24 protein-coding genes and 3 pseudogenes are annotated in these 24140 nt (G+C 72.8%); 14 read left to right on the top strand and 13 right to left on the bottom strand.

Annotated elements, in window-relative coordinates; genetic code table 11:
* Positions 1-219 precede the first annotated feature (219 nt).
* Together ACGF12_RS22365 and ACGF12_RS22370 are read right to left on the bottom strand one after the other, a co-directional pair.
* Entirely contained in the window at positions 220-1425 is a 1206-nt protein-coding gene (locus tag ACGF12_RS22365; protein WP_393032717.1) for a hypothetical protein, read from the bottom strand.
* The gene (locus ACGF12_RS22370; protein ID WP_393032720.1) at positions 1422-1694 is read right to left on the bottom strand and encodes a hypothetical protein; all 273 of its coding nucleotides are present in this window, start codon (positions 1692-1694) and stop codon (positions 1422-1424) included. The genes ACGF12_RS22365 and ACGF12_RS22370 overlap by 4 nt, the downstream gene beginning before the upstream one ends.
* Before the next feature lie 210 nt (positions 1695-1904).
* On the opposite strand from ACGF12_RS22370, the gene ACGF12_RS22375 reads away from it, so the two are divergent.
* Positions 1905-2504 (top strand): hypothetical protein, encoded by a 600-nt coding sequence (locus tag ACGF12_RS22375; protein WP_393032723.1) that lies wholly within the window; start codon positions 1905-1907, stop codon positions 2502-2504.
* A gap of 10 nt (positions 2505-2514) precedes the next feature.
* Here ACGF12_RS22375 and ACGF12_RS22380 read toward each other — a convergent pair whose 3' ends face one another.
* Positions 2515-5277 (bottom strand): BTAD domain-containing putative transcriptional regulator, encoded by a 2763-nt coding sequence (locus ACGF12_RS22380; protein WP_393032726.1) that lies wholly within the window; start codon positions 5275-5277, stop codon positions 2515-2517.
* A 138-nt stretch (positions 5278-5415) separates the two neighbouring features.
* On the opposite strand from ACGF12_RS22380, the gene ACGF12_RS22385 reads away from it, so the two are divergent.
* On the top strand, positions 5416-6756 hold the full coding sequence (locus tag ACGF12_RS22385; RefSeq protein WP_393032729.1) for a GH1 family beta-glucosidase: 1341 nt from the start codon (positions 5416-5418) through the stop codon (positions 6754-6756).
* Positions 6757-6893: 137 nt separating this feature from the next.
* Positions 6894-7130 carry a hypothetical protein gene (locus ACGF12_RS22390; protein WP_393032732.1) on the top strand — a complete coding sequence of 79 codons (237 nt, stop codon included), beginning with the start codon at positions 6894-6896 and terminating at the stop codon, positions 7128-7130.
* Between the two features lie 331 nt (positions 7131-7461).
* On the opposite strand, the gene ACGF12_RS22395 is transcribed toward ACGF12_RS22390, so the two are convergent.
* Positions 7462-8073, bottom strand: coding sequence for a GntR family transcriptional regulator (locus ACGF12_RS22395; protein WP_393032735.1), 612 nt, complete (start codon positions 8071-8073; stop codon positions 7462-7464).
* A gap of 224 nt (positions 8074-8297) precedes the next feature.
* Entirely contained in the window at positions 8298-9056 is a 759-nt protein-coding gene (locus tag ACGF12_RS22400; protein WP_393032806.1) for an oleate hydratase, read from the bottom strand.
* A gap of 43 nt (positions 9057-9099) precedes the next feature.
* Between ACGF12_RS22400 and ACGF12_RS22405 the strand changes: the two are divergent.
* From ACGF12_RS22405 to ACGF12_RS22415, 3 genes and pseudogenes are all read left to right on the top strand, one after another.
* A pseudogene (locus tag ACGF12_RS22405) lies at positions 9100-9288 on the top strand (hypothetical protein); the annotation flags it as partial.
* A 38-nt stretch (positions 9289-9326) separates the two neighbouring features.
* Positions 9327-9455, top strand: coding sequence for a hypothetical protein (locus tag ACGF12_RS22410; protein WP_393032738.1), 129 nt, complete (start codon positions 9327-9329; stop codon positions 9453-9455).
* A 256-nt stretch (positions 9456-9711) separates the two neighbouring features.
* Positions 9712-9948, top strand: a pseudogene (locus ACGF12_RS22415) (universal stress protein); the annotation flags it as partial.
* An 84-nt stretch (positions 9949-10032) separates the two neighbouring features.
* On the opposite strand, the gene ACGF12_RS22420 reads toward ACGF12_RS22415, so the two are convergent.
* On the bottom strand, positions 10033-10890 hold the full coding sequence (locus ACGF12_RS22420; protein ID WP_393032740.1) for a helix-turn-helix transcriptional regulator: 858 nt from the start codon (positions 10888-10890) through the stop codon (positions 10033-10035).
* Positions 10891-11036: 146 nt separating this feature from the next.
* Between ACGF12_RS22420 and ACGF12_RS22425 the strand changes: the two genes are divergently transcribed.
* The 4 genes and pseudogenes from ACGF12_RS22425 to ACGF12_RS22440 all read left to right on the top strand — a co-directional run bounded on the left by ACGF12_RS22425 (position 11037) and on the right by ACGF12_RS22440 (position 14779).
* Positions 11037-11963, top strand: coding sequence for an NAD-dependent epimerase/dehydratase family protein (locus tag ACGF12_RS22425; RefSeq protein ID WP_393032743.1), 927 nt, complete (start codon positions 11037-11039; stop codon positions 11961-11963).
* A 150-nt stretch (positions 11964-12113) separates the two neighbouring features.
* Complete coding sequence (locus ACGF12_RS22430; RefSeq protein WP_393032746.1) at positions 12114-12950, top strand: polysaccharide lyase family 7 protein; 837 nt, start codon at positions 12114-12116, stop codon at positions 12948-12950.
* An 86-nt stretch (positions 12951-13036) separates the two neighbouring features.
* A pseudogene (locus ACGF12_RS22435) lies at positions 13037-13348 on the top strand (FAD-dependent oxidoreductase); the annotation flags it as partial.
* 150 nt (positions 13349-13498) lie between these two features.
* Positions 13499-14779 carry an FAD-dependent oxidoreductase gene (locus tag ACGF12_RS22440; protein ID WP_393032809.1) on the top strand — a complete coding sequence of 427 codons (1281 nt, stop codon included), beginning with the start codon at positions 13499-13501 and terminating at the stop codon, positions 14777-14779.
* Between the two features lie 32 nt (positions 14780-14811).
* Here ACGF12_RS22440 and ACGF12_RS22445 read toward each other — a convergent pair whose 3' ends face one another.
* The 6 genes from ACGF12_RS22445 to ACGF12_RS22470 form a co-directional block, all read right to left on the bottom strand.
* On the bottom strand, positions 14812-15843 hold the full coding sequence (locus ACGF12_RS22445) for a polyprenyl synthetase family protein (protein ID WP_393032812.1): 1032 nt from the start codon (positions 15841-15843) through the stop codon (positions 14812-14814).
* 12 nt (positions 15844-15855) lie between these two features.
* Complete coding sequence (locus tag ACGF12_RS22450; protein WP_393032749.1) at positions 15856-16533, bottom strand: YbhB/YbcL family Raf kinase inhibitor-like protein; 678 nt, start codon at positions 16531-16533, stop codon at positions 15856-15858.
* 420 nt (positions 16534-16953) lie between these two features.
* Positions 16954-17379 (bottom strand): SRPBCC domain-containing protein, encoded by a 426-nt coding sequence (locus tag ACGF12_RS22455; RefSeq protein ID WP_393032752.1) that lies wholly within the window; start codon positions 17377-17379, stop codon positions 16954-16956.
* 10 nt (positions 17380-17389) lie between these two features.
* The gene (locus ACGF12_RS22460) at positions 17390-17839 is read right to left on the bottom strand and encodes an SRPBCC family protein (RefSeq protein ID WP_393032755.1); all 450 of its coding nucleotides are present in this window, start codon (positions 17837-17839) and stop codon (positions 17390-17392) included.
* A 35-nt stretch (positions 17840-17874) separates the two neighbouring features.
* Positions 17875-18417, bottom strand: coding sequence for a TIGR03086 family metal-binding protein (locus tag ACGF12_RS22465; RefSeq protein WP_393032758.1), 543 nt, complete (start codon positions 18415-18417; stop codon positions 17875-17877).
* Between the two features lie 45 nt (positions 18418-18462).
* Positions 18463-18885 carry an SRPBCC domain-containing protein gene (locus tag ACGF12_RS22470; RefSeq protein ID WP_393032761.1) on the bottom strand — a complete coding sequence of 141 codons (423 nt, stop codon included), beginning with the start codon at positions 18883-18885 and terminating at the stop codon, positions 18463-18465.
* A gap of 87 nt (positions 18886-18972) precedes the next feature.
* On the opposite strand from ACGF12_RS22470, the gene ACGF12_RS22475 reads away from it, so the two are divergent.
* Complete coding sequence (locus ACGF12_RS22475) at positions 18973-19305, top strand: ArsR/SmtB family transcription factor (protein ID WP_393032764.1); 333 nt, start codon at positions 18973-18975, stop codon at positions 19303-19305.
* Positions 19302-19751, top strand: a complete 450-nt coding sequence (locus ACGF12_RS22480; RefSeq protein WP_393032767.1) for an SRPBCC domain-containing protein — start codon at positions 19302-19304, stop codon at positions 19749-19751. The genes ACGF12_RS22475 and ACGF12_RS22480 overlap by 4 nt, the downstream gene beginning before the upstream one ends.
* A 120-nt stretch (positions 19752-19871) precedes the next feature.
* Here the strand turns inward: ACGF12_RS22480 and ACGF12_RS22485 are convergent, their stop codons facing one another.
* Positions 19872-20879: a chitosanase gene (locus ACGF12_RS22485; protein WP_393032815.1), complete on the bottom strand. Its 1008-nt coding sequence runs from the start codon at positions 20877-20879 to the stop codon at positions 19872-19874.
* Between the two features lie 552 nt (positions 20880-21431).
* On the opposite strand from ACGF12_RS22485, the gene ddaH reads away from it, so the two are divergent.
* Both ddaH and ACGF12_RS22495 read left to right on the top strand, forming a co-directional pair.
* On the top strand, positions 21432-22250 hold the full coding sequence (gene ddaH, locus ACGF12_RS22490; protein WP_393032770.1) for a dimethylargininase: 819 nt from the start codon (positions 21432-21434) through the stop codon (positions 22248-22250).
* Between the two features lie 795 nt (positions 22251-23045).
* Positions 23046-24140, top strand: coding sequence for a BTAD domain-containing putative transcriptional regulator (locus ACGF12_RS22495; RefSeq protein ID WP_393032772.1), 1095 nt, complete (start codon positions 23046-23048; stop codon positions 24138-24140).

A 24140-nucleotide genomic window follows, 5' to 3' on the forward strand; every position in this document is an offset into this window, starting at 1 on the left:
GCCGCCCCCCCGCCGGCCCCCCCCGGGCGGCCCGGGGCCCCCCCCCCCCCGTGGGGGGGGGGGGGGGCGGCCGGGGGGGCCCCCGGCCCCCCCCACGGCCCCGGTCGGGTGCGCAGACCTCGCGCGTCGGCGGGCAACCCCGCGCCGGGACCATCTGACCTGATACGACAAGGCGAACCGCCCCGGCCGGCCGGGGCGGTTCGCCTTGGTGCGGGAGCGTCAGGGGCGGCAGGTGAGGCGGATGGGGGCGGCCGCGATGTGGGCGTGGGTGGGTTGGCCGGAGCCGGTCCAGTCCTGGCCGCGGTTGTGGAGGCGGACGACCAGCGGGCCGCCCGTCGGTCGGAAGGTGCCGGCGTCGACCCAGCTGCCGGGGTGGCCGACCTGGTCGACGGTGAAGGAGCCCAGGTCGGCGCCGGAGGCCCCGGCCACCGTGTAGTAGGCGGGCGCGCCGCCGACCTGCTGGATCGAGCCGGAGGCGGGGACGTACACCGAGACACCGCAACTCGCCGGGCCCGCGCCGACGTCGAAGGTCCACAGGGCGTAGGTACTGGAGTCGTCCTTGTTCTTGTCGCCGGACATCGGCACGGCCTCGTAGCGACCGTCGCAGGAGTCGCCGGTGTCGCCACCGCTGTTGACGGTCACCCAGCCGTCCGTGCCCTGACGGAACGCCCCCACCTCCTGGAAGTGGCCGCCCGGTCCCGAGCAGCCGAACCCGGCCACCGCCTGGAAGACGGGCTGCGGGGCCGGCGGAGCGGGCGCAGGCTGCGCCGGTGCGGTGGATGGTGCGGCGGGCGGTGCGGACGGAGCCGGGGCGGGAGCGGCCGGGGCCGTGGTGGGCGTGGCCCGGGCGGCGGTGGGTGTGGCCGTGGTGCGGTCGGCCGCGGGGGAGGGCGGCGTCGACTCGGTGGCCGTCGCGGTGGGGCCGGCGGACTCCGACGGCGTGGCGCTCGCCGAGGACGGCTGGTCGGTCGGCGAGTCCGTGGCCGTGGGGCGGTGCCGGCCGTGGGTGCCCAGCGGCGAACGGCCGTCGGGGGCCGTCGCGGCGGCCGGATCACCGGGGGCGGCGTCCGGCTTCAGGAACGGCGCGAGCAGTAGGAGCACCGCGCCGCAGCCCATCGCCGCCACCATGGTGATGCGCCGGGCGTCCCAGCGCGCCCGGGCGCCCGGTCCGAGCCGACGGCGGGCCGGGAGCCGGATGCCGCCGCCGCGCGGGAACGCCGGCCGGGCGGCGACCCGACGGGCGGCCGCCGCACGAGCGGTCGCGCCCAGCACGGTGGCGCGCGCCCGGGCCCGGCGCAGGGCCGTCCGCAGCCGCTCGGCGGCGCCCGGCGCCGAGGGGAGGACCGGTTCGGCGCTCACCCAGGGCAGTTGCAGGCCGGTGGCGGGCTGCGGGGCGTCGGGCGAGCCGCCCTGCTGCTCGGTCACCGCAGGTCCTGCCCGTCCGCCAGCAGGGCCGCATCGGCCGGCGCGGCCGCGCCGGGCAGCAGCAGCCGGATCCCGCTGCGCGAGGTGTCCGACGGCCGCAGGGCAGGCTCGTACGCCACCGCGGGCCGCGTCCGCTCCACCGGGTGTGCCCGGACGGGGCTGTGCGCGGGCGGTGGGACCCACACCGTGAGTGCTCCCGCCGCGACGAGCCCGAGGGCCGCCGCGGTGCAGACCAGAGCCGTCCGCCGCCGTGTCGCCGTGCTGGTCACGTGGGTCTCTCCCAGGAGCTGTCGCCGGTTCGGGCCGGATGCGGACGGCCGCAGCGGTGTGCGGGCCGAGAATCGCCCCGTTGAACGGATGCCGTGCGCCGAGGGGTTCAGACCGGGCCCGGACGGGTCGAACCCCGGGGGGTGTGCCGTCCGTGCTACCTGCCGAGGTCGGCCGGCAGCCGGCCCGAGGACGGATGCGGGAGGACAGCGATGGCCTGGTACCAGGGGCCGAGCCGGATCACGGTGACGGCGGTGGAGGGGCGGTTGCCGCAGCGGGTGGTGGTGACCGCCCGGGGCGCCGCGCCAGTGGAGATCCCCGGCGAGGTCGGCGTGGTCCACATCGTCGAGGCGGAGCGCTGGCAGCTCGACCTGGAGCACCGAGACCAGGCCCAGTGGTTCCCCAACGTGCGTGCCGTGCAGGGCCGTTGGCAGGAGATCCGGGGTGTGCTGACGCAGGTCGTGCACAGCCGCAACCGCGACCGGGCCGGCGACCGCCAGGACCGCAACCTGGTGCTGCGGATCGAGCGGGTCCTGCCGGACGGTGACGGGCCCCCGGCCGTGACCGCCGCCCCCGCCGCGCGCCGGACCACCGTCGCGCACGACGTTCCGGCGGTCTCGACGGGCCCGGCCGCGCCGCGCACCTCGGCCGGACCGGCGGGCGGCACGGCGGCCCCGGGCGTGCGGACGACCGTCTCGGGCGCCCGGTCCGACTTCCTGCGGCCCGCCGCCCCGGGTGGCCGGCTCACCGGGTCGGGCGGTGCGACCCGGACGACCGTCTCGACCACCTCGACCACCTCCTGGAGCGGCTGACCGGGGCCGGTCACGTCGGACAGCGCGCCAGCCGGGCCTGCACCAGCTCCACCTGGCGGGTCATCCGCCCCTGCTCGGCGGCGATCTCCACGGCCCGCTCCCAGTGCCTGCGTGCCTCGGCCGCCAGCCCCCGGTCGTACATCACCTGACCGATGAAGTCGGCGAAGTCGAACTCCGCGTGGGCCTGGTTGCCCTGCGCCCGGCCGAGCTCCAGCACCCGGTGGATCTGCTCCACGGCCGCGTCGGTGCGGCCCAGCGCGCGCAGGACCTGGGCGTGGGTCTTGGTGGAGATCACCAGGTAGGGATCCGACTCGCGCCCGGCCAGCAGGGCCAGTGACTCCTCGATCGGCGCCAGCCCCTCCGCGGCCCGGCCCGCCCGGTACAGGGTGTGCGCCAGGTTGTTGAGCGCCTGGGAGAGCAGCCGGGGATCGCCCAGCTCCCGCGCGTGGGCCACCGTCTCGGCGAAGCCCTCCAGGGCTCTGCCGGGCTCCCCGTAGTCGTCCGCGAAGCTCGTCCGCATGCTGAGGTAGCGGTGTCTCAGGACCGGCAGGCTCTCCGGGTCGGCGACGGCGACGGCGCGCTCGGACTGCTCCAGGGCCTCCCCGCGCCGGCCCAGCCAGCCCAGCGAGAGGCTGTGGTTGGAGTACAGGTGCGGCCAGTGCGCGGCGGTGCCGGCGGCCTCGGCGGCTGTCAGCGCCTGCCGGGCCGCCTCCTCCCAGGCACGGAACAGGCCCGCGTCGAGGTAGAGGTAGCCGGCGTTCTCGACCATCCGGCAGGCGTGTTCGTGGGCGCCCCACTGGCAGGCCAGGGCGATCAGGGCACGGACGGTCGGCTCCTCGGCCCGGAACCAGGCCAGGGCGTCCGTCGGGGTCGCGAACTCCGGTGTGCCGCCGGCCGGTCGGTGGGCCGGGCGGTGGTGGCGGGCCTCCGGCCGGGCGAGGACGAGCCCGGCGGCGGTCGCCGCCAGGTAGTGGTCGAAGAGCCGGGCCAGGGCCGCCTCCCGGGTGGCGGCCGGCAGTTCCTCGGCCGCGTGCCGGGCGTGGAGCCGCACCAGGTCGTGGCGCTCGAAGCGGCCCGGCGTGCCCTCCTCGACCAGGTGCGCCAGGTGCAGCAGCTCCAGCGAGGCGGCCGCCGCCCGCAGGTCGGTGCCGGCCAGGGCGGCCGCCGCCGCGGTGTCGACCTGCTGGCCCGGGTGGACGCCGAGCAGCCGGAACAGTGCGACGGCCGGCTCGGGCAGGGTACGGACCGTCAGCTCCAGGGCCGCCGCCACGCTCAGCGCGCCCTGGGTGGCGAGCGTGGCCAGCCGGGAGCGCTCGTCGGACAGCTCGCCGGCCAGGGCGGCGACCCGCCAGTGCGGCCGGGTCGCCAGCCGCGAGCCGGCGATCCGCAGCGCCAGCGGCAGCCCCTCGCAGAGGCCGACCACCCGGTCCGCCGCCTCCCGTTCGGCCTCCAGCCGTGGCCGGCCGACGACCCCGGCCAGGACGCCGAAAGCCTCCTCGGCGGCGAGCCTGTCCAGCGACAGCGCCCGCGCGCCCTCGACCGCGAGCAGCCCGGTGAGCCGCTGCCGACTGGTCACCACCACCACGCAGCCCGGCTCGACCGGCAGCAGGGGGGACACCTGCTCGGCGTCCCGCGCGTTCTCCAGCACGAGCAGCACCCGGCGGCCGGCCAGCAGGGTCCGGTAGGCGGCGGTGAGCTCCTCCCGGTCGGCCGGGAGGGCGCCGTCCTCGGCGCCGAGGCCCCGCAGCAGTTCGGCGAGCGCCTCCTCGGGGCTCAGCGGCTCGGTCTCGTCGAAGCCCCGGAGGTTGACACCGATCCGCCCGTCCGGGAACGCGGTGGCGTTGCGGTGCGCCCAGCGCAGCACCAGCGCCGTCTTACCGACCCCGGCCGGGCCGGTCACCACCAGCAGCCGCTGCCCGCCGCCGGACGCCGCGCCCGGTCCGCCGTCCGCGCCGCTCTGCTTGCCCAGCCAGGCCAGTTCGGCCTCGCGCCCGACGAAGCGGCCGGGCTCGCGCGGCAGCCGCGCCGGGGCGGCGGCGGGTCGCGCGCGGGGGACGGACCGGATCCGGGCCAGGGCCTCCTGGAGGCCGGTGCCGGGGTCGATCCCGGTCTCCTCGGCCAGCCGCCGGCGGGTCGCCTCGTACACGGCCTCGGCCTCGGCGGGTCTGCCCTCCTGGTGCAGGCAGAGCACGGCGAGGCGGACCAGGGACTCGCGCAGCGGGTGTTCGGGCAGCGCCTCGGTGAGTGCGGCGGTCACCGTGTGGCCCCGCCCGGTGCGCAGCAGCCGTTCGGCGAGCTGCTCCAGGGCCTCGATCCGGAGGGTCCCCAGCCGGACGGCGGCGCTCTCGCACAGTGCGGTGGAGCCGCAGTCGGCGAGCGCGGGGCCGCGCCGGAGCGCGACGGCCTCGCGTAGCAGCGGTACGGCCGCCTCGTCGGTGGCCTCGGTGCGGGCGCGGTCGAGCAGCCGGTCCAGCCGGTGGGCGTCGATCAGGTCCGGGTCGGCGCGCAGTACGTAGCCGGGGGCGCGGGTCTCCAGGACGAGGCCGTCGTCGAGCAGGGCGCGCAGTCTGGCGATGTGGCCCTGCAGGGCGGCGCGGGCGGTGGGCGGTGGGGCGTGGTCCCAGGCGAGGTCGAGCAGCCGCTCGACCGGGACGATGCGGTTGGCCTCCAGGGCGAGCGCGGCCAGCACGGCGCGGCGCCGGGCGCCTCCGATGTGGACGGTCGTGTCCTCGGCGGTCCGCAGCTCCAAGGGTCCCAGCAGCAGAATCCGCACGCCGCTCCTGTGCTCTCGTCCGTCCTCGTCCTCCGGGCCTGCACCTTATCGGGCCGGCGGCGGGGGCCGATCTCCTCTGGTGTTTCGGCGCGACGCCAGTAACATGAGTGCTCCTCACGTTTCTGTCAGGAGGCTGCCATGCCGGATCGTTTCGACCTGCCGGCGGGGTTCCGCTGGGGTGCCGCCACCGCCGCCTACCAGATCGAGGGGGCGGTGGACGAGGACGGCCGCGGCCCCTCCGTCTGGGACACCTTCTCGGCGCGCCCGGGCGCCGTCCGCGACGGGCACACCGGCGCGGTCGCCTGCGACCACTACCACCGGTACCCCGAGGACATCGCGCTGATGAAGGACCTCGGGCTGGACGGCTACCGCTTCTCCATCGCCTGGCCCCGCGTCCTGCCCACCGGCGCCGGCAAGGTCAATGAGGCCGGCCTCGCCTTCTACGACCGCCTCGTCGACGCCCTGCTGGAGGCGGGCATCACGCCGCTGCCCACCCTCTTCCACTGGGACCTCCCGCAGGCCCTGGAGGACGAGGGCGGCTGGCTCAACCGTGACACCGCGTACCGCTTCGCCGAGTACGCGAGCGTGGTGGCGGACCGGCTCGGGGACCGTATCCCGACGTGGATCACCCTCAACGAGCCCTTCGTCCACACCGTCTTCGGCTACGCCCTCGGCACCCACGCCCCCGGCCACACCCTGATGTTCGAGGCCCTCCCGGCCGCCCACCACCAGCTCCTCGCCCACGGCCTCGCCGCCTCGCTGTTCCACGAGCGCGGCCTGGAGGTCATGCTCTCCAACAACCTCACCCCGGTGTGGCCGGCCTCCTCCTCACCCGAGGACGCGGCCGCCGCCGCGACCTACGACGCCCTGCACAACCGCCTGTTCACCGACCCCGTCCTCCTCGGCCGCTACCCCGACCTCTCCGCCCTCGGCGTCCCCGACGACATCTTCGGCGCGGTCCAGCCCGGCGACACCGACCTCATCCACGCCCCCGGCCTCGACGGCCTCGGCCTCAACTACTACAACCCCACCCGCGTCGCCGCCCCCAGCAGCCCGGACCTCCCCTTCGACCTGGTCGCCATCCCCGACGTCCCCCACACCGCCTTCGGCTGGCCCGTCGTCCCCGATGCCCTGCGCCAACTCCTGATCGGTTTGAGGGAGTTGTACGGAAAGGCCCTCCCGCCCATCACGATCACCGAGAACGGCTGCTCCGTCGAGGAGACCACCGACCCCGACCAGCCCCGCATCGACTACCTTGCCACCCACCTCGACGCCCTCGCCCAGGCCATCGCCGAGGGCGTCGACGTCCGCGGCTACTACACGTGGTCCCTGCTCGACAACTACGAATGGGCCGAGGGGTTCCATCAAAGGTTCGGTCTGGTCCATGTCGACTTCGCGACGCAGCGGCGGACGCCGAAGGCGTCGTACGCCTGGTACCGCGACCTGATCTCTACTCATCGGGTTTGCCATGCAGGGTAGTTGGGCGCAGCGGCGGAGCTGACATCTGGCAGGCCCGATGTCGGTTGGAGGGCGTTGTGAAATGAGGACGCTCACAGCTGCGCACCGCAGTTGGAGGGGAATGACAGGGTGTTCAACAAGTCCAGAGGCTGTCGCCAATGGTCCACGTGTTCCGCCTCAACCGCACCCGAGTGGAGGCCTTCTCGGGCGTCGCCCGGGAAGGCCTCTTCGACCACCTCGCGAACCAGCGGCTCACCCGCTACCGCGACGAGGCCCACGCCCGTCGAGCTTCATGGCCGACCGACTCCTGGGACGACGACTGGGACGGGCCCGTCTCCGTCCACCAGGACGGATCCGTGCTCGCCCTGCGCGTTCTCCCGGCCAAGGACCACTGACTCCGCCGCTGCCAGGTCTGCCTGGACTCCCGGCAGCGACGCACGTCCGGAGCTGCTGGGCAAGGGATGACGCGGTGGGGATGGACGGCGGGCCCCACCGGTATGTCAGCTGGCGGCCTGCTGGCGTTGGAGGAGGACGGTGGTGAGCTCGACCGTGGCGAGGTACCACCAGAAGATCCAGTCGAGGAAGGCCGGGTCGTAGCCCTCCTGCTGGCTGGCGTCGCGGTGGCGGATCTCGAAGCGGTTGGCGATCCGAAGCCCTCGCCGAGGTCGGCGTTGAGGTCCATCACGGGCGACTCGGCGCTCGTCCGCCCCATGTCACTGCGCTCGCTCACTGTCCGACCTCTCGCATGGCATCCACGATGAGGTCCCGCGCATCGTGCAGATAGCAGGTCAACTCATCCTCCAACCGTGCGATTTCGCCGTGCTCGAGCAGGCTGAGCAGTTTTCGGTTGCGATGCAGGAACGGCTCGTGCAGGTGGTGCGCGGACGGCGTGGCGCCCCACGCCAGACGCAGTTCGGCGAGCAGCCTGCGCATTGCGTCGTCGATCCGTCCGCTGCCGGCAAGTGCCGCGAGGGCCTGGTGGAAGTGCAGGTCGGCGGTGCCGACGCCGAGCCAGTCGCCGCGTTGCTCGGCGGCGTCCGCTTCGGCCAGCGCCTCGCGCACGACCGCGAGCTGTCCGGGGGCCGCAGGAGGCGTAGCGCGCACGCCTGCGGTCTCCAGCGCAAGCCGCATGGTGTAGACGTCGGCCGGCGTCAGGACGCGGACGAAGACCTCGCGGTTCATCTCGCGCACCACCAGCCGCTCGTCCGCCAGCCGCTGGAAGGCCTCGCGCAGCGTGTTACGGGACACCGCGAGCACCTCGCCGAGCGCCTCCTCCGAGAGCCGGGTGCCAGGCGTGAGCTGGCCTTCGATGATGCGGTCGCGCAGGATCTGCGCCACCCGCTGGGCAGCCCCGGCGTGGGAAGGGCCCTACTTTCCATTGCTCGGGACTGTCCGGGCACAGCCGTCCGAGGTCGGGGACCAGCCTCGCCGAGGGCGATCCTGCGTCCCAGGGTCTGCCGGGTCCGCAGGCGGGGCCCAAGGTCCCGAATGGCCGAGGGCGCGCACCCGAGACATCTCGGGTGCGCGCCCTCGGCCATTCGGCTGGGGGTGCTGTCGCGCGCTCAGCCGAAGGCGGTCTTCAGCGCCCGGAACGCCGTCTTCGGATCAGCGAGGGCGTGGTGGACGGGCGGAATCGGCTTGTCGAGGCCGAGCAGCCGGTACACGGCGTGCATGGCGCCGCGCACCGAGTACTCGACGGTGAACACGACGTCCTCGGGGATCTCGACGTACTGGCCGAGGAAGGCGAAGTTCCGGGCACCGTGCGGGATCACCCGGGGCCGGTCGTGGACCGAGCGGCGGGCGAACTGGCTGGTGATGTAGGGCATCATCACCGTGGTGACGGTGGTGGTGGCGCGGACCTCGTCGGCGATGTCGTCGAAGCCGAGCTGACCGAGGAGTTCGGTGAGGATCTGCTGCCCGGTGGACTCGGCCATCGCCTTGCCGGTGTGCTCGCCGGGCGTGTCGACGAACAGGCCGTAGCCCCAGAGGGTGAGGACGTCCTCGGGCTGGCCCTCGAAGTGCGGCGGACGGGGCACGACGATCGACATCAGCCAGGGGGAGTCCTTGAAGGTCATCAGCGCGCCGGTGCCCGGGGTGTTGCCGCTGAACTCCTCGATGCGCTTGAGTAGCGCGGGGCTTCGCATGGTCAACGTGAAGGACTCCCAGGCGGCTTCGCCGACGTTGCCGTTGAAGATCGCCGGCTGGCCGAAGTCCGGTGCCTTGCGGGAGAGGGTCTCCCACAGTGTCCAGTTGCCGTCCCGCTTGTCCCGGATCAGCTCCGGTGCGGTGTCGTCGTCGCCGTAGGCGGCGTCGGCGGTCATCGAGCCGAGCGTGATGAAGGCCAGGTCCAGGTCCGCCAGTTCGATGGTCGTCCGCAACGACCTCGACCGCTACCGCCTGGTCATGGACGTCATCGACCGCGTCCCCGGCCTGGCCGTGCGCGCCGCCGCCCTGTGCCAGGAGATGGCCGACCGGCGCACCCGCCACCACGACTGGATCCGCGAGCACGGCACCGACCTGCCCGAGGTCACCGACTGGACCTGGCAGGGCTGATCCGAAACCAGGGGGCCGACCGTCAGGAGACCAGCACCATGGACCTGCCCGTCACCGTCGGAGTCGACGGCTCCGAAGCCGGCCTGACCGACGCCGGCTGGGCCGCCCGCGAGGCACTGCTGCGCGGCTTCCCGCTGATCGTCGTTCCCCCGCGCAAGGGGCGCTGAGGGGCGTGGCGTGGATCCCGGCCGCGGCCGCTCACACGGTTTGGGCGGGACCGGCAGGCCCGAGACCGCACCGCACGGCATTCCCTTCGGCAAGGAACCCGAATCCCTGTGCCGGGCAGGGGTCGGGCTGAAGGTCCCGGCCCTCGGGACCCGTTCGGTCCTTCGCAACAGCCGCTGCAATGCCGATGGTTGAGACCAACGAGAACACGAAGGAGAAGAACAGGTGAGCGAGAAGACCGGACCGGAGCAGCGGATCGTGGTCGGTGTCGACGGATCGCCGGCCTCGGTCGACGCACTCCGGTGGGCCGTCGCCCAGGCCCGCATGCAGGGCGCCGCGGTGGAGGCCCTGATCGCGTGGCAGCACCCGGTTACCACCGGGTGGACGCTGCCGATCGAGGCCTACGAGGACCTTCCGGGCATCGCGCGGAAGATCCTCGACGACAGCGTCACGGAGGCGACCGGCTCCGGCGCCCCGGTCGAGGTCAGGAGCAGGATGCAGGAGGGCGGCGCCGCCGCTGTAGGGGGCAGGCCCTGGCGGATCGCGTCCTCGGTGAAGTGGGGATGTGCCCGGACGGGCTCAGGCGGGTGCGTCCATCCGCTGAGTGCCGATGACCTTGAGGAGTTGCAGGTCCCGGTAGGCGCTGGAGCCCGGTTCGGCGGTGAAGATCACCACCTGCTGGTCGCGGTCGGGGACGGTCAGGATGTCGAAGTCCAGCTCGATCGGGCCCACCTGCGGGTGGTGGATGACCTGCCTGGCGTGGTGGTCGATCTGGACCTGCTGGGTCTCCCAGAGCTCCGCGAACTCCCGACTGCCGACGTTGAGTTCGGCGATCAGTGCGCGGAGCTCGGGGTGGTCCGGGTACTTGGTGGCGGCCACCCGCAGGTAGCTGACGGCGCCGGTCAGCAGCCGTCGGCGGTCGGAGATCCCGTACGCGGCACGGTCGCCCTCGGGCCGCAGGAAGATCCGGCGCAGCAGGTTGCGGTCGGTTCCGGGCAGGGCCGAGAAGTCCTCGAACAGGGCGGCGGCCAGTGGGTTCCAGGCGAGCACCCGGCAGGTGTTGTCCACCACGAACGCGGGCGTGTCGGTGAGGCGGTCCAGCAGCGCGGTGGTGGCGGGGGCGACCCTGCGGGCCGGCGACCGGCCCCGGTCCCGGTCCCGCTCCAACTCGCCTGCCAGCGTGAAGAGGTGGGACCGTTCCTGGTCGGACAGCCGGAGCGCCCGGGCGATGCCATGGAGCACCTGCTGTGAGGGGTGCCGGCCGCGCGCCTGCTCCAGGCGGCTGTAGTGGTCGGTGGAGATGTGGGCGAGCTGGGCGACCTCCTCGCGGCGCAGCCCCGGAGTGCGTCGCCTCGGGCCGTGCGGCAGGCCCACGTCCTTTGGTTGGATCTGCTCTCTCCTGCTGCGCAGGAAGGCCGCCAGCGCGTGCTTGTCCATGGCCCAACCCTACGGCCCGGTCCGGGTGGGGACCGGCCGCCAGCCACGGACCGTCGGTCCCTGGATAAGCCCTCACCGCGCCGGAACGCTGGTCGATGGGCGGCCCGGGAACCGAACGGCCGCCGTCGACAGCGAAGGACATGATCATGCGGATCTTTCTGACCGGCGCGAGCGGCTACCTCGGCGGGGTGGTCACCGAGCACCTGATCGCCGCCGGCCACCGGGTGACCGCGCTGGCCCGCTCCGGTGCGGCACAGGAACGAGTCACGGAGCTGGGTGCGGAGCCGTTGCCGGGCAGTCTCGCGGACACCGAGACGCTGCGGCAGGCCGCCGAGGACGCCGACGCCGTGGTGCACACGGCGGTGGACTTCACCCACCCCGCCATGCACGAGGTGGAGCAGCCCGCACTGGCGGCCATGCTCTCCGGGCTGAAGCCGGGCAGCCCGTTCGTCTACACCAGCACCGGGCTCGTCTACCCCGACGGAGCTGGCGCCGCGATCGACGAGGACACCCCGGTGGCCCCCGAGACCTCCGCGCAGCCGTACAAGGTGCTGGGCGAGAGTCAGGTGCTGGCCGCCGAGGGGCCCGCGGTGACGGTGGTCCGCGCCGCGCTGATCTACGGGCGCGGCGGGACAGCGCTGCTGCAGGGCATGATCGCGGGCGCCAGGGAACGGAAGGTCACCGCCTACATCGGCGACGGCACCCACGAGTGGAGCTCGGTGCACGTCGACGACCTCGCCCGGCTGTACCTCGCCGCGCTGACCCGGGCCGAGCAGCGGCTCGTCGTCAACGCCGCATCCCGCAGCCGCAGCTCGATGCGTGAAATCGCCGAGGCAGTGGCCGCGATCTCCGACGCCCAATCGCTGTCGATCACCATCGAGCAGGCCCAGCAGAGCATGGGCCCTCTCGCCGGGGTACTCATCCGCTCCTCGCTGCTCGACCCCACCCGCGCCGAGCAACTGCTCGGCTGGAAGCCGGCCGAGCCGAGCCTCCTGGACGAGCTGCGCACCGGGTCCTACGCAGCCGCCGCGACCCCCGCGCGGCCGTTCAGGTTCAGGAGCCGGCCCAGCTGAGCTCGGTACGGGGATCCCGGCCGGGTGTCTCGTCAGCACCCGGCCGACCGTCCGGCCCGGTCCGAGATCGGAGAAATGAGGCAGGGATGGCGGACGACCGGCGACGACTTGCCACCAGCAGAACCCGCGACGGCCGTGGGGACGGTCGCTGTGCTGAGCGCTCTGCTGCTCTCCGGCTGCGCGTCCTCGGGCAAGCGTGACAGCGGCCACGACTCGGCCAAGGCCAAGGCCCCCAACGGTGCACCGGCGGCTCCGGCTTCGTCCGGCCCGCCACCGGCGGTGAAATGGCGGGGGGTGCCGCTGCTGTCAGCGGCACCCCGTCCTCCGGAGGCCGATTTCGTTCGACGCTGGAAGCTCACGCTGCCCGTCAACCAGGTCGGCGCTCCTTCCGGTACGGCCGTCGAACTGCCCGTCGCCGCGCCGACCGCACCCTGGCTGAGTCGCGCAGCGGACGGCAGCCTGACCTTCTGGGCGCCTGTCGCCGGAGCCAGGACCGCCAACTCCGAGCACGCCCGCACCGAGCTGGTCTCCACCCGCGACTTCTCCTTCGGTAGCGCCGTGCACATGCTGAGTGCGTTGCTGAGCGTCGCCCAGGCGCCTTCCGAGACCAACGATGTCTGCGTCGGCCAGGTCCACGGCGGCGGCCCGATCCGCTCGGTCGCCTTCGTGATGCTGCACTGGCGCGACGGCAACATCGTCGCCGTCGTGAAACAGGCTCTGCAGGGCTCCGACTCACGGACCGTGACCGTCTTCGCCGGAGTCCCGCTCGGTGCGAGGTTCGGGTACACCATCACCGACCAGGGCAACGGCAGTGTCGCGATCACCGTCACGTACAACGGAGAGACCCGGCAGGTCACCCGGCACGCCAAGGCGGTCTTCCTCGGGACCGACGAGCGCTTTCAGGCCGGCGACTACCAGCAGGCGGTCACCAGTGGCTCGCCGGCCGACGGTGGCCGGGTGACGTTCTACGGCCTCACCGCTTCCTGACCGGAACCTGGGCCACCAGTCGAGCCTCTTGGTGCCGTATCACCGGGCGGTTGGAATTGTCATGCTCCTGCTCCTGCTCCTGCACAATGGGATGGAAGCAGAATCGGGGTCTGGTTCAGGGCACAGGACTGGGGAGGGCTGTGGCGGTGTCGGGGCGTTCGGGTCGGGTGGTTGCGGTGTTGGGGGGCGGGGTGGCCGGGCTGACGGCGGCGATGGAGCTGGCGGAGCGCGGGTTTGCGGTGACCGTGGTGGAGCCGGCCGGGTGGGGTGGCAAGGCCCGTAGTGCCTCGGTTCCCGGAACCGGCACTGGTGGGCGGCTCGATCTGCCCAGTGAGCACGGGTTCCGGTTCTTCCCCGGCTTCTACCGGAGTCTGCCGGACACGATGCGGCGGATTCCTTTTCCAGGCTCGCCGTCGGGCGTGGAGGGCAATCTGCGGGAGGCGCCGCAGATGCTGTCCGCCCGCTCGGGGCGGATCGGGGAGACGGTTGTCGACGTGTCCCTGGCCGCTGGCGCGAGGACGCCCTTGCAGATCTTGCGGGCCAGGGGCATGAGGCTGGGCGCCGAGGGCGAACTGAACGAGGAACTGCTGTACTTCGCCAACCGGATGCTGGTCTACATGACGAGCAGTACGGAGCGGCGCCTGGGGCAGTGGGAGCAGACGTCGTGGTGGGACTTCACGGCCGCCGACGGCGCGTCCGAGGAGTACCGGAAGGTGTGCGTCGTCGGGGCGACGCGCACGGTGGTGGCGGCGAGGGCGGAGGTGTGCAGCACGTACACCATCGGGGGGTTCCTGGAGGCGTTCGGCTACGGCTTCCTCGGCCGGGGCGAGGTCCAGGCAGCCGACCGGGTACTGAACGCCCCGACCAGCGCTGCCTGGATCGACCCCTGGGTGCGGCACCTGGAGACGCTGGGGGTGCGGCTCGAACTCGGTTGGCGGGTGGAGCGCCTGACGGTGCGAGGTCGCACCGTCACCGGCGCTATCCTGCGTGGACCGGACGGAGGGCAGCGGGAGTTGACCGCCGACTGGTACGTGTGCGCGCTCCCGGTCGACCGGATCGGGGCGCTGCTGGAGCGCGGTCTGGCCGAGGCGGACCCCGAACTGAAGAGAACGACGGGCCTGCGCATGGACTGGATGGTCGGCCTGCAGTTCTACCTCACCGAACCCACCCCGATCACCCGCGGCCACGTCATCTACCAGGACTCCCCGTGGGCCCCGACCTCCATCAGCCAGGCACAGTTCTGGGACACCGACTTCCGCGCCACCTACGGCGACGGGAGGGTGGCCGACTGCCTGTCGGTCGACATCTCCTCCTGGGACACCCCCGGCATCCTCTACGGCAAACCGGCCCGCGACTGCACCCGGGCCGAGGTCGCCGCCGAGGTCTGGGCCCAACTCGCCGACGCCCTCAACGACAACCACCGGCAAACCCTCCACGAGGGCCTGCTCCACTCCTGGCACCTGGACCCGGCTGTCAAGAACCTCGACGGCCCCGGAGAGGCCACCAACGACGAACCCCTGCTCATCAACACCACCGGCTCCTGGGCACTGCGCCCGCGCGCGGTGACGGCCGCGGGGAACCTGTTCATGGCCGGGGACTTCGTACGGTGCCCGGTGAACCTGGCGACCATGGAGGGTGCGAACCAGAGCGGCCGGGCAGCGGCGAACGCCCTGCTGGAAGCCGACGGACACCCAGCCGAGCCCGCCGTGGTGCACGCCCTGTACGAGCCTGAGGAACTGCGCCGGTTGAAGGAGGTGGACGCCGAGCTCTACCGCCAGGGCCGCGCGCACATCCTCGACACCCCACCGCCCTGGGCCCACGCCCGGTAGCCCCGCTACCTCCCGGAGGCGGGATGTCTGCTTCAGTGCGAGCGGTTGACGATCAGGCTGCGGAGCGCGTCGAGGTCGGCGACGGCTTCGGGGACAGTTCCGGTGCTGCTCGCGAGGTTCTGCAGACGGTGCCGGGCGGCGTCCGCGTGCTCGGCGGCGCGCTCCATCACCCAGCGCCGGCCGCCGGCTTCGTCCACCAGGCTGGCCAGCTCCACCTCTTCGGCCGTGTCCGGGCCGGCCGGCAGTGCGTAGCGGCGGGCGAGTTCGTCGCCTGCCATGGTGTTCGAGGACATCGCGGCCGCCACGGGTGCCGAGAGCTTGCGCGCGCGCAGGTCCGCGAAGACCGGCTTGCCCGTGACCGCCGGATCTCCCCAGATCCCGAGCAGGTCGTCCACCAGCTGAAATGCCATGCCCAGGTCGTGTCCGAATGCGGCCAGGGCGTCGACCTCGGCCGGTCCGCCGCCGCCGTACAGGGCGCCCAGCCGGCACGCGCAGTCGAACAGGGATGCCGTCTTGCCCGACACCATCTCCAGGCACTCGGCCAGCTCGATGTGCGGCTTGGCCTCGAACAGCACGTCCAGACTCTCACCCACCGCAAGCTGAATCAGCGTGTCCAGCAGGACCGCCGACGCCTCACCCACGAGGGGTTCGGGCATGTCGGAGGCGTTGAGCATCTCGAACGCCAGCATGAGCAGCGCGTCGGCGGACCGGGTGGCGGTAGCGGGGCCGAACACCTTCCAGGCGGAGGCCCGGTGGCGGCGCACCGCGTCGCGGTCCAGGACGTCGTCGTACAGCAACGACAGGTTGTGCACCATTTCCACCACCGCCGCTGCGGGCGCTGCCCGCCCTGGATCTCCCCCCACCGCCCGGGCGCAGGTCAGCGTCAACGCCGCCCGAACGTACTTGCCGCCATGCCGCTGCCCGGAAGACCCGTCGCCGGCCGCGCCGAACTGATACGCGGCCACCTCGCCGACCGCGCCCCCGAGCAGGCCCATCCGCAAACGCAGCTGTGCATGACACGCGGCAGCTGCCAGCCCCAGGACCGCTTCCGCGCGTGTCCCCACATCTGCCAACGTTCACCCCTCCCAATACCTCCAGCTGCGCCTCAAGCCGCACGGCGTGAGCGCAACCCCCGCTACTCCACTGCGACCTGGCGAGCCTATGCGACCGCGCGGATTCGCAGAGTCGAAACGTGGGCAATGCCCGGACGATGTGGTGACGTCGTGGATCCTCCGGGCGGAGTCCGGACGACTGTGCAGGGGCAGCGGCTCGGAGACGGCGGACAGGCGGAAGACGTAGCGGTGCGGGCGGCCGGGAGGCGGCATCGGGCCGCCCCAGCCGGACCTTCCGAAGTCGTTGGGCCACTGCTGTGCGCCCTGGGGTTTCGTGCCCTCCGGCACGCCGGAGCTGGCCGGGTCGATGCCCGTGACCAGCCAGTGAAGGAAGGTGCCGCCGGGCGCGTCGGGGTCCTCGCAGAGCAGGACCAGTTCCACGGCATCGTCCGGTACCCCCGACCAGGTCAGCGGGGGCGACACGTTGTCACCCTCCATGCTGTGGCGGCGGGGGATGCCCCCGCGGTCGTCGAAGGCTGTGCTCATGAGTGCGATTCCGGTCATGCGCAGCGCCGTACCCGAAGCAGCCCCGTACGCCACGGATGCTTCGCTTGTGCCACCCGAGCAGCCGACACGGAGGATCGACCCGCGGTACGGCGACGGACAGCGCCTCCGTCGGCCCGGCGCCGTGCGGTCGGCCATCCGGCATGGACGAGCCGACCCCCACGTTATGTTGACGAAACGTCATCGATTACGGAGGGGGTGGCCGGATCGCCAAAGAGCGACCGCGCCAACTGGGTTGAACCGTTGTGCTCGACGGATCCGCTGGCTGGGCGTCGTGGCCGGTGTTCAGATCGTCTTGGTGGCGGGGCAGGAAGGCGACCACAGCCGCGGTGCCGGCAATCACCACTGGTCGCGGCGCTGCAACGAGACCTTGGAGAGCCGGCCTCGGGAGCGCCGGACAGTCACGTCAACTCCCGCGGAACTGCCCCAGCCCGCAAGGATCACGCGGCCAGGAGATCAGCTGGCCGCGCTCCTCCGCGCAGGCGGACGAACCGGGGCTGTGCAGGCTTACGTCGTGCTTTGCCGGGGACACGGGGCTCTCGGGCCGCGAGTGGCCGGTCAGGCGATGAACAGGGGCTGGGCGGCCCCGGTTTCGGCATAGTCCTTCAGCCGGGTCATCAGTTGGCCCCAGGTGTAGGCGGCCGGTGGCAGGCCCGGGTCGCCCTCCTGCCAGCCGCGGTGGTGGAACAGGACCCGGGTGCCGCCGGCAAGCTCATGGCTGTCGGACAGGTCCCAGGTGATCGTGGTGCCGGACCAGTGCGGTGGGAAGGCTCCCACCGAGGTCCAGGCGATCCGCTGCTCGGTCGCCTCGTCCCGCCGCAGCCGGAACGGCTCGGGGACCTTCGGGAAGTCGAAGAGCAGGATCTCGCCGTTGCGGTCCACCCCAGTGGTCCACCAACGGGTGAGCCCGTCACGGGTGTTGAGCGCATTGTGGACGGCGTTGCGGCCCGCCGCGATGTCTACCTGGAAGGCGATCTCGGACATCTGGTACTCCTCAGTGTGAAGAACGGAGCCGGCGGTCGAGGTCGCGCAGGTCCTTGCCGATGGACGAGCGGACCTTGCGCGCCATGATCGGCGCGGCCAGCCGGTAGTAGCCTCCGGCGTCGCCCCGCACCCGGATGCGGGCGAGGGTGCCGCCGGGGTGCGGGGCGAAGCTGTAGGTGACGTGCATCGGCATCGGGCCGGCGACAGAGATCATGTCCAGCAGCCGCAGCGGCTCGTGCTCCGCCACGCGCAGCACGTAGTCGATGCGCTTGCCGAGGAAGTACGCCGTGCGGGTGACCTCCGCGCCGACGCCGAACCCGCCCTCGTCGGCCTCACGGGTCAGCCGGGCCTCGCGGATGCCCTGGGTCCACTCGGAGTCGTGGCGCCAGTCCATCGCATAGCCGGCCACCTCGTCGGGCGGCAGCGGGATCACCCGTTCGGCGGTCTCGTCAATCGTCATGATGCTGATTCGGCCCTCTCTGGATCGCGGTGTGCTCAGGCGTCCCAACCAGGGTTGCGTCCACTGGCTGCCAGCGCACGGTCGAAAGCGCTCGCCCCGGCCGGCACGGCGACCGGCGGACCGTAGCCGCCGTTGGCGCGGGCAGCCTCGGCGAGCTGCTCCACCACAGCGAGCACCGCCTTCGAGGCGTTCTCACCGGCGCCGAACGGCTGCCCGGTGGCCCGGGCGAGGTCCCAGCCGTGCAGGGCGAGCTCCTGGAGGGTGACGGCGGCGGCGAAGTCGGCCGGCATCTCGCCGGGGCCGAACTCGGTGGTGCCCTGGTACGCGGTTGGCTCCGCCCAGGCCGCGACGGCCCTCCTGGCCGTCTCGGCCACCTCGGCCGGAGCGGCCGGGGCTGCGGCCGACTGCGGCTGCTTGCGCGCCGCGCGCTCGGACGAGGCCAGCACCTGGCCGACGTGGCCGAGCAGTTCGGCGACGGTGAAGCTCTGGCAGGGGGTGCGGTGGCCGAGCTGGTCGTCGCGGATCGCCGCGGCGGTGTGGGCGAAGGCGGTGGCGAATTCCTGCATGGCGGTCTGCATGATGGTCTGCTCTCGGTGAGTCGGGGTGAGCCGGGGTGAGTCGGGTCAGGAGGTGAAGAGCGGCGCCGGTTCGCCGCTCTCCGCATAGCGCTTGAGCTGGGTGAACTTGGTGGCCCAGCCGTAGGTGAAGTTGCGGTAGTCGTCGTCCACGGCCGGGAAGCCGCTGTGCGTGAAGCGCAGGATGATGCCGCCCGCCGGCGCGGCCAGCAGCTCGTAGGTCTGCTCGGTGCCGGTCCAGGGGCCGTTCTCGCCGGCCAGGACCAGCCGCTTGCCGGGCTCGGCCTCGGCGACGCGCAGCCGCCAGGGCTCGGGCACCCCCGGGAACGACAGGTCGTGCCAGGCGTCCACGCCTTCGCCCGCAGTGCCGGTGCTGGTGAACCAGCCCTGAATGCCCTCGGTGGTGGAGATCGCCGCGTACACGGTGTCCGCGGCGGCCTCGATGTGCAGCTGCATCGCGATGTCGGTCATGCCGGCTGCTCCTCTCTCATTGCTTTAGTGGAGACTAAAACGATGCTCTGGGTGAACGCAAGTTCAAGCCATGACTAAAATGACGGCATGGAAGCGGTGCAAGCGATCGCCGAGCCCCGACGGCGCGAGATCCTGCGGCTGGTCTGGGACGACGAGATGTCGGCCGGCGAGATCGCCGAGCGGTTCGACGTCACCTTCGGCGCGGTCTCCCAGCACCTCAAGGTGCTCAGGGACACCGGCCTGGTTACCCTGCGGCAGGAGGGCCGCAAGCGCTTCTACCGGGCCGATCGCACCGCGCTGGGGCCGCTTGCCGACTATCTGCAGACCATGTGGGCCGGTCGGCTGGACGCCCTCGCCGCCCTCGCCGAGCAGGCGGAACGGGCCGAACAGGACGCGCAACAGGAGGAACCGACCAGATGAACGGCGAACTGGTGACCCTCGAACGGCGGATCGCCGCCCGCCCCGAGACGGTGTTCTCGTTCTTCACCGACCGCGACCGCTGGCTGTCCTGGATGGGCCGTGACGGCGAGTTCTCCTTCCGGCCCGACGGCCCGTACCGGACCAACGTGACCGGCGACAACCACGCCTCCGGCCGCTTCCTGGAGTTCGACCCGCCCAACCGCGTGGTCTTCACCTGGGGCTGGGAGACCGGCGACATGCCCGTGCCGCCCGGCTCCAGCACCGTGGAGATCACTCTGCGGCCCGACGGCGACGGCACCCTGCTCCGCCTGGTCCACCGCGACCTTCCGCCGGTCGCACGGGAACCGCACGCCCAGGGGTGGGGGCACTACCTCGACCGGCTCACGGCCCGCGCGGAAGGCCGCGACCCCGGTCCCGACCGCTGGATGAACCACGGCCCGGCGTGAACCACCCGCTGGTGTCGGCACCGGAAGGTTTCGGCGTCGACCCCAGAGGGTCGACGGGGCCGGTGGTCAGGAGTGGGCGGCGTGAGCGCACCGACGACGATTGCTCGGCCCGTGGCGCCGTCAGCCCGTGATGCTGTACGAGTCGCCGTAGATGGTCCACCGCAGCGGAGTGGCCAGGGTGAGGTTGCCGGCCTTCAGGAACACCCGTTGGACGGTGTCGACCCGGCTGGTGTCCTGGTGCGAGGGGTCGGCCTTCATGGCGGCCCGGCGAGCGTCGAGGAACGCGTTCAGGTACGCGGTCTCGTCACCGCCCCCGGACGGCGGTTTGGCCTTGCCCAGCGCTGCCGCGCGGATTCCGCCGAAGCTCAGCCGGTCGCTGCCGGGGCCGTGCATGACGATCGCGTCGTAGTAGACGAACTGGCCGAGTGCGTGCAGCCCGTCCGCCTTGGCCTGGGCGACGGCGGGGTTGAAGTAGACCCGGTCGCGTCCGTCGTTCTGGGCCTGCTGGAAGGCCGGGTCCTGGGCCGCCTTGCGCCAGTCGCCGACGAAGGACGGGTCCAGGCCTGCGTGTGAGTCGGAGCCGTTCACCTTTTCCAGCGCCGGGATGTACGGCGCCAGCACGTTGCCCGGCTTGAGCGTCTGGTAGCGCTTGACGAGCTGGAGCATGTCGCTGGTGCCCGAGGTGAACCCGATGATCCCGCCGGTGTAGCCGCGGCCGTCGTGGATGTCCTCGATGTACCTGTACTGGGCGCGCCAGTCGAGCGAGGAGTTCTCGGCGCTGGAGACCAGCTGCTGCGCGATGTCCTTCATCCGGGGAGTGTCCAGGTCGGCGCCGCCCACGGTGACGGGAGTGCCGGTGGCCGGGGCGGTGCCACCGCCGTTCCCGGGACCGGTCGGGCTGCCCGGGCCGGTCGTACCCGTCCCGGTCGGGGAGCCGAGGCCGGGCTGGGGCGGCCGGCCGGCGCCTGCCTCCGGCTGACCGGGCTCGGCCCCCGGGGTGGCCGCCGTCGGCGCGGCACCGCGGACGCCGGTCGCCGTCCAGGCGGCGGCGGTGGGCGAGCCGCTCGGTGTGTCGGTGGGTGGCTCCGTCGCTGTGGGCGAGGCGGAGGCCGGGTCCGTGGCCGTCACGGCCGCGCCGCCGGCGAAGACCCCGGGGCGGGCCGCCGCCCCGGGATCGGCCGACCCACCGCCGGTGAAGGCGGCGGCGCCCGCCGCTGCGCCCAGCCCACCCACGACCAGCGCGGCGATGCCCGCCCGCCGCCGGACCGTCCGACTGATCACCGTGCGCTTCTCCGCCATGGCTCCCGCCCCTCGCCCGCCGCGCCGGCCCCGTGGGCCCGGTCGGCTCCTCCTGCCGTCACCGGCCCCCTGCCGGCTGTCGTCGAGCAGGGGAACGGACCGCGCCGGTCCGGGGGTTCAGCCCGGGCGGTGGTCCGGTCCGGCCGCCGACCCCGGCTGGACCGCCGCCGTCCGACCGCCGTGCAGATCGCGGCCATGTGCACGATCGCCGAACCCGGCACGCTCGGGGCCGACGACAACCACCCGGGACGCCGACCGAGCACCGCGCGATCCGCGCCGGGCCGGCGCCGTCCCGGTCCCGGGAACCCGCCCGGGCGCGAGCGCAACCAGGCCCCGCCCGGCTCCCCTCCGCACCACCCCGCCGGAAGGAAGAGACCGCCCTTGTCCCGCACCGCCCGCCCGCGCCGCTACTTGATGTGCCGTCCGTCGCACTTCACGGTGGACTACTCGATCAATCCGTGGATGGAGCCGGCGAAGCCGACCGACGCCGACCGGGCCGTCGCCCAGTGGGAACGGCTGTACACGTTGTTCCGGGAGCTCGGCCACACCGTCGAGCTGATCACCCCGATCCCGGGCCTGCCCGACATGGTGTTCGCGGCCAACGGCGCGACCGTGATCGACGGCACCGCCCTGGTGGCGCGGTTCCGGCACCAGGAGCGCGTCGACGAGGCCCCGGCCTACGTCGAGTGGTTCCGCTCCCGGGGCTACCGGACCGTGCACCGCGCCGAGTTCACCAACGAGGGCGAGGGCGACTACCTGCTGGTCGGAGAGCGCGTGCTGGCCGGCACAGGGTTCCGCACCGACCGCCGCGCGCACGCTGAGGCGGAGCGGGTGCTCGGCCGCCCGGTGGTCACCCTGGAGCTGGTCGACCCGCGCTACTACCACCTGGACACGGCACTCGCGGTGCTGAGCGAGACCGAGGTCATGTACTACCCGGCCGCCTTCTCGCCGGACAGTCGCCGCACCCTCGCCGAGTTGTACCCGGACGCCGTGATCGCCACCGACGAAGACGCCGCCGTCTTCGGTCTGAACGCGGTCTCGGACGGCCTCCGGGTGGTCCTGCCGGAGGCGGCGGTGGGCCTGGCGGCGCAGCTGCGCGCGCGGGGGTTCGAACCGATCGGGATCGACGTCACCGAGCTGCTCAAGGCCGGCGGCAGCGTCAAGTGCTGCACCCTTGAGCTGCGCGGCGCCCCGGCCTGACCCCGCCACCCGGCCGCCGTCCGGAGGGCCCCGCCCCCGACGGCGGTCGGCGTCGGCCCGTCCGGCTGTCGCCGTCGGCGCCCGATGCGAGCAGCTCGGCGGTGGCCTGCCAGGTGGCCAGGGCATTGGCGAAGGGGGCCAGGTAGCCGGTCGCGGCGGTGGCCCGGAGCCCGGCGACGAGGTCGTCGGCGAGCGCGGGCGGCGACGCAGCGCCGCACGCCGAGGGCGTCGTACGCCTGGTACCGCGATCTGATCGCCGCGCACCGGGAGCGTTCGGTCTCCGAGGAGGGGTGCGCAGCTCTGGCGAAATGGTTGACCGCGCGCAATCATGGGCTGTCACCGCCAGGGGCCTCGGCCGTGTGCTGTCGACGGTGTCGGTCCGGGGATGTCGGTACCGGCGCCGATGACTTGCGTCGGCGTTGGCCCATCCATTGCTCTCCCGTTACCTCCCGTGTGCCCTGCGCTCATCATTGCGACGTCGTCGTGGATGTGGGTGAGGACCGCTGTTGAGTGTGGAGTCCGTATGCGGATGGCCCTTGCCGGAACGTGGTGTGACGTGGTCCGGAATGGTTGTCGGCGGGTCATGGAAAGTTTTTGAAAGCAAAGCAACACCATTGACTTGAATGATCGTCAGCCCATACGGTCTGGCCCTGTCAAACCGGGCGTGTCGACGAACTGGCTCATCCGGCAGGCGCGCCGCGTCGTTCGGAGCTGTTTCGGGTCGGTGTCAACCCTTCGTCAGTGTGCGCCTTCGGCGTGCCCGGAGGCGGTGGTTGAGAGGGAGGCGGGGTGGGCGTGGCGGCGGAAACCGGGCAGGGCGGCGGTGTCAGGTTCACCGTGCTCGGGCTGCTGGCCATCGCGGACCGCCGGGAGACGGCGGTGCTCCAGCCGTCCAAGCCGGCCTCGCTGCTGGCGGCGCTGCTGACGCGCCCCAACGCGGTCGTGCCCGTGGAGTCGCTCCAGCGCGCGATCTGGGGCGAGGAGATTCCGGCCACGGCCAAGGCGGCCCTGCACTCCTGTGTGCTGAGGTTACGACGGCTCTTCGCCAAGTACGGCATCTCCGGCAGCACCATCGAGGCGCTGCCCGGCGGCTACCGGATGGCCGTCGACGCGCGCACCCTCGACCTGCTGGAGTTCCGCGAGTTACTCGGGCGAGCCGACGGTGCCGCCGAGCCGGTGGCCGAACTCGCCCTGCTGCGAGCCGCATTGAAGTTGTGGCAGCCGCCCGTGCTCGGCAATGTGCACTCCGACGTCCTGCATCGCGAGGAGGTCCCGCGGCTGGCGGAGGAGTGGCTGCGGACCGTCGAACGCGTCTACGACATCGAACTCCTCCTGGGGCGATGTCGCGAAGTCCTGGCCGAACTCTGGCCGCTGGCCAGATCGCACCCGGCCCATGAGCGGTTCTGGGAACAGCTCATCGAGGCGCTGTACCGGACCGGCCGGCGCGCCGACGCCCTCGCCGAGTACCGCCGGGTCCGCGACCACCTGCACGACGAGCTCGGCGTCGAGCCGGGACCGGCCCTGCGGCGCCTCCAGCTCGCGGTGCTGCGCGGCCAGTCGCTGGGACCCTGGCGGGCTCCAGGTGCCGATTCCGATCCCGCCCAGGCCCCGGGGGCGGACGCGATGACCGGATCCGCCACCGGAGAAACCGGAGAAACCGGAGAAACCGGAGAAGTGGTCCTGGCGGGCCTGGTGCGGGCCGGGTTGCTGCAGGAGGGCCCGTGCGGCCGCTACCGCGTGCACGAGCTGCTCCGCGCCTTCACCCGTGCGGCGGCGGGCAGTTGGGCTCGTGCCCCGGGAGGGCCGGGCCCGGCACAGCCAGGTGCCTGTGCCGATCCGCTCCCATCCGTGCGGCAGTCAGCCGCCCCGTTGCGTACCACTGAGGTGTGA

The organism is Kitasatospora sp. NPDC048296 (assembly GCF_043201815.1).
Classification (GTDB): domain Bacteria; phylum Actinomycetota; class Actinomycetes; order Streptomycetales; family Streptomycetaceae; genus Kitasatospora.

Coding starts and splice junctions, on each gene's coding strand:
- ACGF12_RS22375 (WP_393032723.1), top strand. CDS start 1,905: ATGGCCTGGTACCAGGGGCCGAGCCGGATCACGGTGACGGCGGTGGAG.
- ACGF12_RS22385 (WP_393032729.1), top strand. CDS start 5,416: ATGCCGGATCGTTTCGACCTGCCGGCGGGGTTCCGCTGGGGTGCCGCC.
- ACGF12_RS22390 (WP_393032732.1), top strand. CDS start 6,894: ATGGTCCACGTGTTCCGCCTCAACCGCACCCGAGTGGAGGCCTTCTCG.
- ACGF12_RS22400 (WP_393032806.1), bottom strand. CDS start 9,056: ATGACCGCCGACGCCGCCTACGGCGACGACGACACCGCACCGGAGCTG.
- ACGF12_RS22410 (WP_393032738.1), top strand. CDS start 9,327: ATGGACCTGCCCGTCACCGTCGGAGTCGACGGCTCCGAAGCCGGCCTG.
- ACGF12_RS22420 (WP_393032740.1), bottom strand. CDS start 10,890: ATGGACAAGCACGCGCTGGCGGCCTTCCTGCGCAGCAGGAGAGAGCAG.
- ACGF12_RS22425 (WP_393032743.1), top strand. CDS start 11,037: ATGCGGATCTTTCTGACCGGCGCGAGCGGCTACCTCGGCGGGGTGGTC.
- ACGF12_RS22440 (WP_393032809.1), top strand. CDS start 13,499: ATGAGGCTGGGCGCCGAGGGCGAACTGAACGAGGAACTGCTGTACTTC.
- ACGF12_RS22450 (WP_393032749.1), bottom strand. CDS start 16,533: ATGGCCGACCGCACGGCGCCGGGCCGACGGAGGCGCTGTCCGTCGCCG.
- ACGF12_RS22455 (WP_393032752.1), bottom strand. CDS start 17,379: ATGTCCGAGATCGCCTTCCAGGTAGACATCGCGGCGGGCCGCAACGCC.
- ACGF12_RS22460 (WP_393032755.1), bottom strand. CDS start 17,839: ATGACGATTGACGAGACCGCCGAACGGGTGATCCCGCTGCCGCCCGAC.
- ACGF12_RS22465 (WP_393032758.1), bottom strand. CDS start 18,417: ATGCAGACCGCCATGCAGGAATTCGCCACCGCCTTCGCCCACACCGCC.
- ACGF12_RS22470 (WP_393032761.1), bottom strand. CDS start 18,885: ATGACCGACATCGCGATGCAGCTGCACATCGAGGCCGCCGCGGACACC.
- ACGF12_RS22475 (WP_393032764.1), top strand. CDS start 18,973: ATGGAAGCGGTGCAAGCGATCGCCGAGCCCCGACGGCGCGAGATCCTG.
- ACGF12_RS22480 (WP_393032767.1), top strand. CDS start 19,302: ATGAACGGCGAACTGGTGACCCTCGAACGGCGGATCGCCGCCCGCCCC.